This is a genomic window from Nitratidesulfovibrio sp. D1 (assembly GCF_051133415.1).
Taxonomy (GTDB): Bacteria; Desulfobacterota; Desulfovibrionia; order Desulfovibrionales; family Desulfovibrionaceae; genus Cupidesulfovibrio.
In genome coordinates, this window is record NZ_JBPGNZ010000004.1 from 454,164 (window position 1) to 467,294 (window position 13,131).

Annotated in this window: 12 protein-coding genes; 7 read left to right on the plus strand and 5 right to left on the minus strand. The window is 67.9% G+C overall.

The annotated features are described in order from the left end of the window. The first annotated feature begins 276 nt into the window (after positions 1–276). The 6 genes from ACR4XJ_RS09950 (at position 277) to ACR4XJ_RS09975 (ending at position 5,578) form a co-directional block, all read left to right on the plus strand. On the plus strand, positions 277–2,223 hold the full coding sequence (locus ACR4XJ_RS09950) for an NADH-quinone oxidoreductase subunit 5 family protein (RefSeq protein ID WP_434755068.1): 1,947 nt from the start codon (positions 277–279) through the stop codon (positions 2,221–2,223). After that, on the plus strand, positions 2,223–3,071 hold the full coding sequence (locus ACR4XJ_RS09955) for a respiratory chain complex I subunit 1 family protein (protein ID WP_434755069.1): 849 nt from the start codon (positions 2,223–2,225) through the stop codon (positions 3,069–3,071). The genes ACR4XJ_RS09950 and ACR4XJ_RS09955 overlap by 1 nt, the downstream gene beginning before the upstream one ends. Before the next feature lie 15 nt (positions 3,072–3,086). Then, entirely contained in the window at positions 3,087–3,560 is a 474-nt protein-coding gene (locus ACR4XJ_RS09960; RefSeq protein WP_007524163.1) for an NADH-quinone oxidoreductase subunit B family protein, read from the plus strand. Positions 3,561–3,684: 124 nt separating this feature from the next. Next, positions 3,685–4,077 carry an NADH-quinone oxidoreductase subunit C gene (locus tag ACR4XJ_RS09965; RefSeq protein WP_434755070.1) on the plus strand — a complete coding sequence of 131 codons (393 nt, stop codon included), beginning with the start codon at positions 3,685–3,687 and terminating at the stop codon, positions 4,075–4,077. Between the two features lie 12 nt (positions 4,078–4,089). Beyond that, positions 4,090–5,166, plus strand: a complete 1,077-nt coding sequence (locus ACR4XJ_RS09970; protein ID WP_434755071.1) for a nickel-dependent hydrogenase large subunit — start codon at positions 4,090–4,092, stop codon at positions 5,164–5,166. Positions 5,167–5,182: 16 nt separating this feature from the next. After that, the gene (locus ACR4XJ_RS09975; protein ID WP_434755072.1) at positions 5,183–5,578 is read left to right on the plus strand and encodes a 4Fe-4S dicluster domain-containing protein; all 396 of its coding nucleotides are present in this window, start codon (positions 5,183–5,185) and stop codon (positions 5,576–5,578) included. A 147-nt stretch (positions 5,579–5,725) separates the two neighbouring features. Here the strand turns inward: ACR4XJ_RS09975 and ACR4XJ_RS09980 are convergent, their stop codons facing one another. The 5 genes from ACR4XJ_RS09980 to ACR4XJ_RS10000 form a co-directional block, all read right to left on the minus strand. Next, positions 5,726–6,322, minus strand: a complete 597-nt coding sequence (locus tag ACR4XJ_RS09980; protein ID WP_434755073.1) for a flavin reductase family protein — start codon at positions 6,320–6,322, stop codon at positions 5,726–5,728. Between the two features lie 34 nt (positions 6,323–6,356). Then, on the minus strand, positions 6,357–6,662 hold the full coding sequence (locus ACR4XJ_RS09985; RefSeq protein WP_333505133.1) for a putative quinol monooxygenase: 306 nt from the start codon (positions 6,660–6,662) through the stop codon (positions 6,357–6,359). A 199-nt stretch (positions 6,663–6,861) separates the two neighbouring features. Continuing rightward, a complete protein-coding gene (locus tag ACR4XJ_RS09990) occupies positions 6,862–7,716 on the minus strand; it encodes a zinc dependent phospholipase C family protein (RefSeq protein ID WP_434755172.1) in 855 nt (284 codons plus the stop codon). Between the two features lie 459 nt (positions 7,717–8,175). Then, a complete protein-coding gene (gene cls / locus ACR4XJ_RS09995) occupies positions 8,176–9,636 on the minus strand; it encodes a cardiolipin synthase (RefSeq protein ID WP_434755074.1) in 1,461 nt (486 codons plus the stop codon). A gap of 83 nt (positions 9,637–9,719) precedes the next feature. Continuing rightward, a complete protein-coding gene (locus ACR4XJ_RS10000; RefSeq protein ID WP_434755075.1) occupies positions 9,720–10,145 on the minus strand; it encodes a universal stress protein in 426 nt (141 codons plus the stop codon). A 322-nt stretch (positions 10,146–10,467) separates the two neighbouring features. Between ACR4XJ_RS10000 and ACR4XJ_RS10005 the strand changes: the two genes are divergently transcribed. Further along, positions 10,468–13,116: a sensor domain-containing protein gene (locus tag ACR4XJ_RS10005; RefSeq protein ID WP_434755076.1), complete on the plus strand. Its 2,649-nt coding sequence runs from the start codon at positions 10,468–10,470 to the stop codon at positions 13,114–13,116. Positions 13,117–13,131: the final 15 nt, after the last annotated feature.

Below are 13,131 nucleotides of genomic sequence, written 5' to 3' on the forward strand. Positions count from 1 at the left end.
ATCCGGAACGTTCGCGCACCTCCGATTACTCGCCATGCTTGCGCAAATAAAAGCAATGCTAACATAAGAGACTTGCGCTAATTCCTACCTGCCAATTGGACTGTGCGACCAACCACCTGTACTACCTTACAATTCCCTTGACGTTTCCGTGTTGGCGGGACATAGAATCCGTGCGGGAATCCAAGGGCCCATGCCTGTAGGGGCATGCAATCCGTGAGCGGCGACATCCACCCGGAGGTGTCGCAGCTCTCCTTTGTCCTTTGTTACGAGGTGCGTATGCTGGACACCCTTGTCTTCGGAAGCGTCGTGTTTCCACTCTTAGCTGCCCTGGCGGTCTATTTCGTCAGGGGCGACGCCGCGCGCAACATCATCGTCCCGGTATCGGTGGCGATAACCGCCGCGGCGGCGGTGGGACTGGCGGGCCTCGGCTCGTTCTCCTACTCGCCCCAAGCCATTCTTGGCATCAGCCTCAACGGCCTGATCACCGTTCTTGATTTCGCCCTGCTCGGGTTCATCTTCCTCATCGCGCTGCGCATGGGCCACCTGCTCATCATGGGGCTCACGGCGCTGCAGGTGCTCGGCATGGTCTATCTGGACTTCTTCCTGATGGACCACGGGGCGCAGGTCACCGGCTTCTACGCCGACAGCCTGTCGCTGACCATGGTGCTGATCATCTCCATCGTGGGGGGCCTGATCTGTTTCTACGGCCTCGGCTACATGAAGGAACACGAGGAACACCTGCACCTCGCCAAGAGCCGCCAGCCGCGGTTCTTCTTTTTCATGTTGCTCTTCCTGGGCGCCATGAACGGCCTGGTGCTGGCCAACAACCTGTCGTGGATGTACTTCTTCTGGGAAGTGACCACCCTGTGCTCGTTCATGCTCATCGGGCATGACGGCACCGACGAAGCCAAGAAAAACGCCACCCTCGCCCTGTGGATGAACATGGCGGGCGGTGTCGCCTTCGTGGCCGCGCTCATGTTCCTGCAGAAGAGCGCGGGCACCCTTTCGGTGCAGGACATCCTGGCCCAGGCGTCCGCCCCGGGCATGAAGACCGCGGCGCTGCTGCTGCCCATGGCCTTCCTGTGCTTCGCGGGCTTCACCAAGGCCGCGCAGGTGCCCTTCCAGAGCTGGCTGTGCGGCGCCATGGTGGCGCCCACCCCCGTCTCCGCCCTGCTGCACTCCTCCACCATGGTCAAGGCGGGCGTGTACCTGGTCATCCGCATGGCCCCGGCCTACCAGGGCACCATGCTGTCCGCCGCCGTGGCCATCTTCGGCGCGTTCACCTTCATCAGCGCCTCCGCCCTGGCCGTGGGCCAGAGCAACGGCAAGAAGGTGCTGGCCTACTCCACCATCGCCAACCTGGGCCTGATCATCGCCTGCGCGGGCATCAACACCTCGGCCGCCATCGCCGCCGCCGTGATGCTGATCATCTTCCACGCCATCTCCAAGGGCCTGCTGTTCCTGTGCGTGGGCGCCATCGAGCAGAAGATCGGCTCGCGCGACATCGAGGCCATGCGCGGCCTGTTCAAGGTGATGCCCCGCACCGCGGTGATCACCGTCATCGGCATCGTGACCATGATGCTGCCGCCCTTCGGCATGCTGCTGGCCAAGTGGATGGCGCTGGAATCCGCCGCCACCGCCACCGCCGCCATGCCCCCGCTGGTGATCATGCTGGCGCTGGGCAGCGCCCTGACGGTGCTGTTCTGGGCCCGCTGGGCCGGCGTGATGCTGGGCTCCACCATGCCGGGCGAAAACCCGCCCGCCGAACACCAGCCCTTCACGGTGCGCCTGCCGCTGCTGCTGCTGGCCGCCGGGGCCGTGGGCCTGTCGCTGCTCTCGCCCTTCGTCTACAGCGCGCTGGTGGCCCCGGCCACGGCCCTGTACGCCAAGGCGTCCGCCTACACCGTCTCCATGGGCGTGTTCGAGAACAACGTCGGCGTGTTCGCGGTGTACCCGCTGTTCCTGCTGCTGGGCGTGGGCTTCGTGTACGCCCTGCGCGCGGCGAAGAAGGTGGGTCCCGAAGCCGCCAGCCTGCCCTACATGGGCGGCTCGCAGCGGGTGGAGAACGGCAAGATCGGCTTCAACGGCCCCATGAACGGGTTCGTGGAGACCGCCGCGGGCAACTACTATCTGGAAGCCCTGTTCGGTGAATCCAAGCTGTCCAAGTCCATCAACGTGATCGCCATCGTGCTGCTTGCGGTCATGCTCGGGGGGGTGCTGTAATGTTCACGTTCGTCGCCGCTCTCATCGGGCTTGCCCTCGCCCCGGTGCTCGGGGGCCTTCTGGCCGGGGTTGACCGCCGCGTCACCGCCCGCCTGCAGTCCCGCTTCGGGCCGCCCATCCTCCAGCCCTTCTACGACGTGCTGAAACTGCTGGGCAAGGCGCCCATGGTGGTCAACTCGTGGCAGGTCATGTCGGCCTACATCTACGTGGTGTCCTCTGCCCTGGCCGTGTTCCTGTTCTTCATGCAGGGCGACCTCTTGCTGCTCTTCTTCGTCATGACCATCGGCGCGGTGTTCCAGGTGGTGGGCGCGCTGTCCGTCCCCTCTCCCTACGCCCAGGTGGGCGCCCAGCGCGAACTCCTGCAGATGCTGGCCTACGAGCCGCTGATCATCGTGGTGTTCGTGGGCATCTCCATGGCCACCGGCAGCTTCAAGATCGCCGACGTCTACGCCATGGACACGCCGCTGCTGCTCAGCATGCCCTTCCTGTTCATCGCGCTGGGCTACGCGCTGACCATCAAGCTGCGCAAGTCGCCCTTCGACATCTCGGCCAGCCACCATGCCCACCAGGAACTGGTGCGCGGCGTGCTGACCGAATACTCGGGGCCGCACCTGGCGCTGCTGGAAATCGGGCACTGGTTCGACGTGGTGCTCATCCTCGGCCTGTGCTCGCTGTTCTGGCACACCAGCATCGTCGGCATGCTCGTCCTGCTGGTGGTGACCTATGCGGCGGAAATCCTGATCGACAACATCTGCGCGCGCATGACGTGGCCGTGGATGCTCAAGAACGCGCTGGGCGTGGGTCTTGTGTTGTCGGTGTTCAACCTGCTCTGGCTCTACGTCAGCTAAGGGGAGGAGGCGATAATGGGTCTGCTTGAGAACTGGATCAACAAGGGCCGTCTGAAGTCCCCGTGGGTCGTGCATTTCGACTGCGGGTCGTGCAACGGCTGCGATATCGAGGTGCTGGCCTGCCTTACCCCCGTCTTCGACGTGGAGCGTTTCGGCATCATCAACGTGGGCAACCCCAAGCATGCCGACGTGCTGCTGGTCACCGGCACGGTGAACCACCGCAACAAGAAGGTGCTGAAGAACATCTACGACCAGATGCCCGACCCCAAGGCCGTCATCGCCATCGGGGCGTGCGGCACCTCGGGCGGGGTGTTCCGCGAGTGCTACAACGTGGTGGGCGGCGTCGACCAGGTCATCCCGGTGGACGTCTACGTGCCCGGCTGCCCGGCCAAGCCCGACGCCATCATCGACGGCGTCGTCACCGCGCTTGACGTGGTGAAGGCCAAGCTCGGCCTTGGCGAGATGCCCAAGGTGACCGTCATCGACTAGGCCGCACGGCGGGGTGCCCCGCCGACGTCCGCGCCGTCCTTCCGCACCCCGCGGACGGGACGGGCGCGAACCCTCAAGCGCCGGAACGACCGGCGAGCCCCGGCACGGGGCAACGAGGACAGCAATGCCCACGCACAGCGAAATACTGAACGCAACGCCCATCGCCGCAGACGCCGTGGTCGCGCAGGCCAAGAGCATGCTCGACCAGGGCTACCGCCTGGTCACCATGTCCGTGGTGGACCTTTGCGACGGCAATGTGGATATCTTCTACCACTACGACAAAGAGAACGAGATGACCCACTTCCGGCTGACCCATCCCAAGGACCAGCCGGTGCCCAGCATCTCGCCCGTCTACTTCGCCGCGCTGCTGATCGAGAACGAGTCGCGCGACCACTTCAACCTGCAGTTCGACGGCCTGGTGCTGGACTTCAACCGCACCCTGTACCTGGACGACGAGATCACCTCGACCATGTCGGCGCCGTTCTGCAAGATCTCCACCATCCAGAAAAAGGATTAAGAGGTAGGTCTCATGTCCCGCACCATCATTCCTTTCGGTCCGCAGCATCCGGTCCTGCCGGAACCCCTGCACCTGAAACTGGTCGTCGAGGACGAGACCGTCGTTGAAGCCGTGCCCGCGCTGGGCTACGTGCATCGCGGCCTCGAAACCCTCGCCAGCATCCGCGACTACAACCAGATGGTCTACATCGTGGAACGGGTGTGCGGCATCTGTTCGTGCATCCACGCCATGTGCTACTGCCACGGCCTCGAGACCATGATGAACGTCGAGGTGCCCGACCGCGCCAGATACCTGCGGGTGATCTGGTCGGAACTGCACCGTATCCACAGCCACCTGCTGTGGCTCGGCCTGTTCGCCGACGGCTTCGGCTTCGAAAGCCTGTTCATGCAGTTCTGGAAGATCCGCGAACGCGTCATGGACATCAACGAAGCCACGGCGGGCAACCGCGTGGTCATCTCGGTCAACGTGGTGGGCGGCGTGCGCCGCGACCTCGACAAGACCCAGCAGCGCTGGATCCTCGACGAGCTGGACAAGCTGGAGAAGGAACTGCGCCAGCTGATGAAGACCATGCTCGACGACTACACCGTGAAGAAGCGCACCGTGGGCATCGGCGTGCTGACGGGCGAGCAGGCCCTGCAGCTCGGCGCGGCCGGCCCCACCCTGCGCGGCAGCGGCGTGGCCCTGGACGCCCGCCAGCTTGGCTACGCGGCCTTCAACGAACTGGACTTCGAGCCCGTCACCTCGCCCGAGGGCGACTGCTGGGCCCGTACCAAGGTCCGGTTCATGGAAACGCTGCAATCCATGGATCTCGTGCGTCAGGCCATTTCGCGCCTGCCCGACACCGAACTTGCCGTCAAGGTCCCCGGCAAGCCCACCGGCGAGGTGGTCTGCCGCGTGGAACAGCCGCGCGGCGAGCTGTTCTACTACCTCAAGGGCAACGGCTCGAAGAACATGGAGCGGGTACGCATCCGCACGCCCACCTTCGCCAACATCCCGCCGCTTCTGGCCATGCTGCCCGGCGCGCAGCTTGCCGACGTGCCCATCGTGGCCCTGACCATCGACCCGTGCATCAGCTGCACCGAGCGGTAAGCAAGGAGACAAGACCATGTACATGCTCAGCAACGTGCTGCGGAACATCATGGGGAAATACTCCACCCGGCTCTACCCGTTCGAGACGCGGGCGCCGTTCGAGGGGTTCCGCGGCAAACTGGTGAACAACATCCACGACTGCATCTTCTGCAAGAGCTGCCAGATCAAGTGCCCTTCGCAGTGCATCACCGTGGATCCCAAGGAAGGCGTCTGGGATTGCGATCCCTTTGCCTGCGTGTACTGCTCGGTGTGCGTCGATGCGTGCCCCACGCACTGCCTGTCGATGGAGAACAACCATCGCAAGCCCGCGCCCAGCAAGTTCGTGGTGAGCCTGAAGGGCACGCCCAGAAAGTCCAAGAAGGCCGAGAAGAGCGCCGACAAGCCCGCCGAAGCGGCCGCTCCCGAAGCCTAGACGAATACCCCGCGCGTCCGGCATAGCGGATGCCGGACGCGCGGCTGCCTTGAGAGCTGACCGGGAAGCGGGGAGAAACGACCCGGAACGGAAGGGGCGTGGCGCAAGCCACGCCCCGCTCTGTTCCGGACATGCGGATGAGCGGCGTTACCCGGCCTCGCCGCCCCCGCCCCGCAGGGCCTTGCCGTCGTGCCACGCCCGGCCCACCACGTCGCCCATGGACCAGTAGCGGTTATCAGGCATGGTCAGCAGCACGGGCCGCAGCAGCCTGGGGTCGGGCGCGCCGTCGGCGTCCAGGCAGTCGTCCGCGCACCACGCCCCGGCGATCTCGCCGATGAAGAAGGTGTCGCCGGGCAGGTCCACGGCGGTGTACACCCGGCATTCGATGGCCAGCGGACATTGGCGGATCAGCGGGGCCGCGTCCAGGTGGCCGTGGAACACCTCGAACAGGCCGGACTTGTCCACCCACGCCCCGGAGACGAGGCCCACGTAGTCGGTCACCGCCGTCATCTCCACGGTGGGAACGTTCACGCTGAACTGCCCGGTGGCGGTGATGGCGGCATGGGTGTGATGCCGCTTGCTGATGGCCACGCCGAGCAGCGGAGGCTTGGAGTTCACCCGCGTCAGCCACGCCGCCGCCATGAAGTTGGGCCTGCCGTCCGCCATGCTGCCCACGATGGTCTGGGCCATGGGCACCACGAAGGCGTTGAGTCCGATGTCCACCCGTCCGGAAATGGTCGTCATGCCGTCCTCCCTGGGGTTGGGGGCGTGGGGCCGCCTACTTCACCAGCCGCCACAGCCGCACGTCGGCCGGGCCTTCGAAGACTTCGGCCGCCGCCTCGCGGAAGGCCAGCAGGTCGGGCGTGGCAAGATGGGCGTCCAGGGCGTCCCTGGATGTCCACTGCTCGATGAAGGTGAAATTGCGCGGCTCGTCCAGTTGCTGCTGCGCCTCGTAGCGCAGCATGCCTGCATGACGCCGGGTGGCGGCCACGATGCCCGCGATGAGTTCCGCCGCGCGGGCTTCCCGGCCGGGGCGGGCGGTGAGCATGGCGGTGACGGCCACGGGGTGATCGGCTTCGGACATGGGCGGTGCTCCTTGGGCTGCTTCCGGTGATCTGGTGATGGCTCCGCCGAGGGCGTCGCGCCCACCCGCAGGCCATGGCGCACTGTGGCTCAATGGAAACGTCCCGGCAAGTACGCACCAAAAGGATACTGTCGCAACACGAAAAAACGGCGGGATCGCTCCCGCCGTCCTGGCTTCGTCATGTGCAAAGATACGGCGCTCAGGCCGCCCGGCACGGCACCGGCAGGTAGGGCAGGTCCACCAGCCGCGCGTCCAGCGGAAAGCGCATGCCGTCCAGCCTGCGCGCCACCAGGGGCCGCACGCCCCGGCACACGTCGCGGGCCTCGGCAAGATGATCGCTGCCGATGGGGTCGATGCCCGTCACCGCCGACCCGTGCGGATCGCGCAGCACGTCCAGCACGGCGCGCACGCTGACGTCGATCATGTCGCGCAGGTAGGCTCGGTCGGCCGCATGGGGCATGACCCGGTGCATCAGCCGCAGCGAGCGCCGCCACGACTGCTTGCCGGTCATGGCCAGGCTGCCCTGGTACAGGCGCTTCTTGAAGGCGAAGGGCCAGTGCCCGCCGTGGGTGGCCTCCAGCAGGGTACGGTCCGCGGCGCCGTTGGGCAGGCGGAACAGGCGGGCGGCCTCGGCCGCGTCCCATTCCACCATGCGGTCGGCCTGCATCTCGACGTACACGTGGCTCAGCTTGCCGGTGCCGGGGGTGCCCCCCAGCAGCGTGGGCACGTAGTGGTTGTGGGCCACGGTGTCGGCGGCGAGGTGCGAAAGGTAGCCGCAGGCGTAGGCGTGCAGGCGCGGGGTGTCCGCCGCCTGGTACAGGGCGTGGCCGGTGCTCCAGTTGTGGCTGTGGCCGGGGGTGACGGTGCAACCCTTGCCGATGAAGATGTCGGCGGAAAGGCTGCCGTACAGGAAGGCGTCCGGGTGGGCCAGCAGGGCGGACCCCACGGCGGCGGGCAGGAGCGAGGCGTTCTGCAGCAGCCAGTGCGCGGCCACCATGTGCACGCCGGGACCCCAGGCGAAGGCCGCGTCGGGCAGCAGCACCATGCACAGCATCGCCAGCACGGCGCAGCACGCCGACGCCAGGGATGACCCAAGGGCGGACGCGCCGCCACGGGCATCGCGGGAACGGGACGAGGGGCGAAAACCGGTATCGGATGCGTCCCGGCCGCGCGGCATACCGCACGAAACCGGGCGCGGGAGAGGCGTATTCATTCCGAAGGCTACCTTCCGGGAAAACTGCGTTGCGAGCCCCCTTACTAATCCCCCTGCGGGGGGTGTCAACCCCGTGCCTGTCCCCCGCCAGGCCGCCCGGCGTGCCCCGACGCCCCCTGACAACATGCCGCCATCATTGCATTCCGCATATCCGCCAACCCGCCGTGCGCCGGTGCGCCCGGCCATGGCCGTTCCGCCGCCGCGAAAAGCGCCATGATGCCGGTGGGCTGCAAAACCCGTCCGGCGCGCGGTGACGGGCGATTTTTCCGGTGGAGAACGGCGGACGGCGGGGACCAGCCCCTACAGGTAAGGCGAAAACAGCCAGCACACCGCGTCGCGCAGGCGCACCGGCATGCTGCGGCCGGTCAGCGATTCGGGCGTCACCTCGCCGGACATGGCCCGCACCGCCTCGAAGTGCTGGCCCAACTGGCGGGCCACGGTGGTGTCCAGCACCTCCACCGTCAGTTCGAAGTTCAGGCGCAGGCTGCGCGGGTCGATGTTGGCCGAGCCCACGTGGGCGTAGCAGCCGTCGATGAGCAGCAGCTTGGTGTGGCAGAACGGCGGCGGCTGGTAGTACACCCGCACCCCGCTTTCCAGCAGCGAGGGCAGCATGTTGCGGGTGGCCCAGTGCACGAAGGGCAGATTGTTGCGGCCGGGCAGCACGCAATGCACGTCCACCCCGCGCAGGGAGGCGGCGCGCAGCCCGCTGATCATCTCGCGCGAGGGCAGGAAATAGGGGGTCATGATGTGGATGGAGTGTTCCGCCCCGGCCACCACGCCCGCCAGCAGGTCGTGCACCCGCTCGAAGCCGAAGCCGGGACCGTCCAGCACCATGCGGCACAGCGAATCGCCGCAGGGTTCCTCGCGCACCGGGGGGCCGGGCGCGTATTCGCCGGTGACGAAGCCCCAGTCGCGCAGAAAGGCTTCCTGCAACTGGGCCACGATGGGCCCGCTGAACAGGAAGTGCAGGTCGGTGACGCAACGGGTGCAGCCCTGCGCGGCCATGTGGTTCTGGGCGATGTTCATGCCCCCGGTGAAGCCCACCTTGCCGTCGCATACCAGCACCTTGCGGTGGGTGCGCAGGTTCACCGAAAGCTGCGGCGGCACCAGGTGCGGCGGCAGAAAGCGCTCCACCCGCACCCCGCGCCGGGCCAGCCGCCGCCACGCGCGCGGCCAGTGGTACAGGCCGCCCACGCCGTCCACGATGACCCGCACGTCCACCCCGCGCGCCGCGGCCTCGGCCAGGGCGTCCACGAAGCGCTGGCCCACGTCCCCGGTGCCGAAGATGTAGGTGGTCAGGAAGACGCTGTGCTCGGCGTTGTCGATGGCCTCGAGCATGGCGGGGTAGGCCTGCTCGCCGTTGTGCAGGGGCTGCACGTGGTTGCCCCCGGCCAGGGGACGGCCGGTGACCGCGTAGCCCACCCTGGCCAGCCGCTCGTAGCGCGGGGGCGCGATGCCCGCGGGCATGGCCCCCGGCGGCTCGTAGCGGGCAGGTCCGCCGTGCAGGCGGCCGCCCTCGCGCAGGCGGCGGGTTTCCGATTCTTCCAGCAGGCGGGCGGCGCGGCTGTGCACGCGGTTGATGCCGAACAGGAAATAGAGCAGCGGCCCGGCCACGGGAAAGGTCAGGCACACGGCGATCCAGCCCAGCGCCGCGCGCGGGTCGCGCTTGTGCAGCAGGGCGTGCCCCGCCGCATACACGGACACCCCGTACATGGCGGGAATGAGCACCCATTGCATGATGGTCAGGGTGGCCGCCGTCATGCTCCACCCCGGCGCGGGCGGCGCGGCGTGCGGGGCATTTGAGGCGTTCGGGACATCCGGAGCGTATCCATGACCATGGCGGTCTAGCGCACGACCAGAACCGGCACCCTGGACAACTGAAGCACCTGATGCGTGACGCTGCCCATGAGCATGCCGCCCAGTTCGCCCAGCCCGCGCGAACCCATGACGATGGTGTCGCACCCTTCCCCGTCGCATACGCGGACCACGGCCCTGCCGGGCGCGCCGTCCACGATGCGCACGGAATTGGACACGCCCAGCTCGTCCAGCAGGGCACGCGGCTCGGCCAGCAGGGCTTCCGCCTCACGGGTGCATTCGCGCACCAGTTCCTCGCGCGCCTTGCCGCCGATGAGGGCCGGTATCTCGCCGAAGCTGTGCATCAGCACCACGTGTCCCCCGCCGCCGCAGCGGGCCAGGTTCACCGCGTGGCGCAAGGCCAGGCGCGCATGCTCCGAACCATCCATGGGAAGCAGTATTCTTGCGTAGGACATGACGCGGACTCCTTCATGCCGTGCCCGCCGATGGCGTCGCGTGGGCGCATCCCCCGTCGCCGCCGTTTGGCCCCGCAACGGCGCGGGCGGACGGTTTTCACTGCATGGCGGGGGGATGCCGATGCATGCACAATGGCACGACCGACGCGACCTGCGCAACCCCCGCCCCGATTCGCCGCCCGCCACGGGCAGGCGCCGGGCAAGGAGCCCCCGCGCCTCTTCCGGCCATCGGCGCTTTCTGATATGGCATGCCATCTGGGCGATCACGCGCGCCATGCTTTCAAGGGGGGGTCCGATGACGGGCGACATGCGGGACGACGGGATGGAACTACGCGTCACTCGGGGCGCATCCTCCGGGCATGCCGGGCCGGATGCAACCACGGCGTCCCCCGCGCCTTCCTCCGGCCTGCCCGGCGGCCAGGCGCCCGGCCTGCTGCGCGCCCTGCTGGACAACCCCATGGTGGCCCTGTTCCTGCGCGACGGCGACGGCCGCTACCTGGCCGCCAACCAGTTGTATGCCGACCTGGCCGGGGTGCCCGGCACCGACGTGGTGGGCCTGTCCCCGCGCGACGTCTTTCCCCCCGCCGTGGCCAGCGCCCTGCTGGACGAAGACCGGCGGGTGACCGCCACCTCCGCCCCCCTGATGTGCGAACGCATGCTGCCCGGCAGCGGCGCCGAGCGGGTGTTCCGCGTGGCCAAGCTGCCCCTGCCGCCCGAGGTGGCGGGCCCTGGCGCCATACTGGGCCTTGCCTTCGACGTCACCGCCGTGGTCCAGACCGAAATAGAGGAGGAGGTGCGCCAGCGCACCGGGGAACTGGCCGAAAGCACGGCCCGCTTCCGCTCCCTGTTCGAACTGGCCCCGGATGCCGTGTACGTGCGCGGCCAGGGGGGCCGCATCCTGGACTGCAACCGCGCCGCCGAACGCCTTTCCGGCTACCCCCGCGAAACCCTGCTGGCCCTGCGCACGGCGGATCTGCTGCCCGAGGACGTGGAAGTCCGCATCGACCACCTGCTGTCCGGGTGCCCCCCGGAGACCCCCGGAATTCCCGGCGCGACGGCCGACGACGCCGGCCCCACGGGCGGGTTCTGCCCCACCGGCGGGTTCTGCATGGAAGGGGTGTGCCGCACCACGCGGGGCACCCACGAGGCCGAGGTGAGCGTGGAACCCCTGCCCCCGGCCCTGTCCCTGACGCCGGGCCGGAACGGGGGGCGCTCCGCGCTGGTGGTGGTGCACGACATTTCCGGCCGCCGCGCCGCCGAACGGCAGGCCCGGCTGTTCGAACGGGTCTTCCGCAACGCGCTGGAAGGCATCTGCATCACCGACCCGGAAGGAACCATCATGGCGGTGAACCCGGCCTTCACCACCATCACCGGGTATCCGGCCGAAGAGGCCGTGGGCCACACCCCCCGCATCCTGAAATCGCACCACCACGACGGCGCCTTCTACGAGGACATGTGGCGCGCCCTGGTGGAGGAAGGCCGCTGGGAAGACGAGATCTGGAACCGCCGCAAGAACGGCGAGGTCTATCCCGAGTGGCTGAGCATCAGCGCCATACCCGGCCCCACCGGCCGCACCGAATACTACGTGGCCGTGTTCCACGACATCACGGAACTGAAGGCCAAGGAATCGCAGATCCAGCACCAGGCCCACCACGACGCGCTCACCGGCCTGCCCAACCGCGCCCTGCTGCGCGACCGCCTGGGCATGGCCATCAACGGCGCGCGGCGCGAGGGGCGCAAGGTGGCCGTGCTGTCGGTGGACCTGGACAACTTCAAGCAGGTCAACGACAGCCTGGGCCACATGGTGGGCGACATCTACCTTCAGCAGGCCGCCGAACAGATGCGCCAGATGGTCCGCCCGCAGGACACTCTGGCCCGCGTGGGCGGCGACGAATTCGTGGTGGTGTTGCAGGACGTGGAGAACGAACGTGACGCCGCCCAGGTGGCTGAACGGCTGCTGGCCCGGTTCACCGATCCGGTGCGCGTGCAGGAGCACGAGCTGTTCGTGGGCGCCAGCGTGGGCATCGCCCTGTTCCCCGACGACGGAGACGACCCGGACACCCTGGTGCGCAACGCCGACATCGCCATGTCGCGGGCCAAGGAGCAGGGCAAGCGCCGCTACCACCTGTTCACCCCGGCCATGAACGAGCGCGCCGTGCGCCGCCTGTCGCTGGAAGGCGACCTGCACCGCGCCCTGGCCGCCGGGGACATCACCGCCCACTACCAGCCCAGGGTGGACCTGCACACCGGCCTGATCACCGGCATGGAGGCCCTGGCCCGCTGGACCCGCGCCGACGGCAGCCAGGAGCACCCGGCGGAGTTCATTCCCCTGGCCGAATCCACGGGGCTCATCGTGCCCCTTGGCGAGCACATGCTGCGCCTGGCCTGCGCGAAAACCCGCGCCCTGTGCGACGCGGGCCACGCCGGCCTGCATGTGGCCGTGAACCTTTCACCGCATCAGTTCCGCCACCCCAACCTGGTGGGCATGGTGGACGACGTGCTGCGCGAAACGGGCCTGCCCCCGCACCTGCTGGAACTGGAAATCACCGAATCCACCATCGTCACCGACGTGGACCACGCCATCCGCAAGCTGAACCAACTGGCGGAGATGGGCATCGCCCTTTCGGTGGACGACTTTGGCACCGGGTACTCCTCGCTGTACCAGCTCAAGAACCTGCCGCTGACTTCCCTGAAGATCGACCGCTCGTTCATCCGGGACATCCCCGACGACCCCAACGACGCCGCCATCGCCGCCACCATCATCACCATGGCCGACCGGCTGGGGCTGCGCGTCGTCGCCGAGGGCGTGGAAACTCCAGAGCAGCTCAACTTCCTGCTGCTGGAAGGCTGCCACGAGGTGCAGGGATTCCTGTTCAGCCGTCCCCTGCCGCCGGACGGGTTCACCGCGCTGCTGGCCAGAGGCAGAAGGCTGACCGTGCCCCGTGACGGGAGTGACGAGGGCGGCGCCTGACCGGCGAAGGCCCCT

Bases quoted from the DNA above. Each gene is read 5' to 3' on its own strand.
- ACR4XJ_RS09950 (WP_434755068.1), top strand. From the start codon at position 277: ATGCTGGACACCCTTGTCTTCGGAAGCGTCGTGTTTCCACTCTTAGCT.
- ACR4XJ_RS09955 (WP_434755069.1), top strand. From the start codon at position 2,223: ATGTTCACGTTCGTCGCCGCTCTCATCGGGCTTGCCCTCGCCCCGGTG.
- ACR4XJ_RS09960 (WP_007524163.1), top strand. From the start codon at position 3,087: ATGGGTCTGCTTGAGAACTGGATCAACAAGGGCCGTCTGAAGTCCCCG.
- ACR4XJ_RS09965 (WP_434755070.1), top strand. From the start codon at position 3,685: ATGCCCACGCACAGCGAAATACTGAACGCAACGCCCATCGCCGCAGAC.
- ACR4XJ_RS09970 (WP_434755071.1), top strand. From the start codon at position 4,090: ATGTCCCGCACCATCATTCCTTTCGGTCCGCAGCATCCGGTCCTGCCG.
- ACR4XJ_RS09975 (WP_434755072.1), top strand. From the start codon at position 5,183: ATGTACATGCTCAGCAACGTGCTGCGGAACATCATGGGGAAATACTCC.
- ACR4XJ_RS09980 (WP_434755073.1), bottom strand. From the start codon at position 6,322: ATGACGACCATTTCCGGACGGGTGGACATCGGACTCAACGCCTTCGTG.
- ACR4XJ_RS09985 (WP_333505133.1), bottom strand. From the start codon at position 6,662: ATGTCCGAAGCCGATCACCCCGTGGCCGTCACCGCCATGCTCACCGCC.
- ACR4XJ_RS09990 (WP_434755172.1), bottom strand. From the start codon at position 7,716: ATGCTGTGCATGGTGCTGCTGCCCGACGCGGCCTTCGCCTGGGGTCCC.
- cls (WP_434755074.1), bottom strand. From the start codon at position 9,636: ATGACGGCGGCCACCCTGACCATCATGCAATGGGTGCTCATTCCCGCC.
- ACR4XJ_RS10000 (WP_434755075.1), bottom strand. From the start codon at position 10,145: ATGTCCTACGCAAGAATACTGCTTCCCATGGATGGTTCGGAGCATGCG.
- ACR4XJ_RS10005 (WP_434755076.1), top strand. From the start codon at position 10,468: ATGGAACTACGCGTCACTCGGGGCGCATCCTCCGGGCATGCCGGGCCG.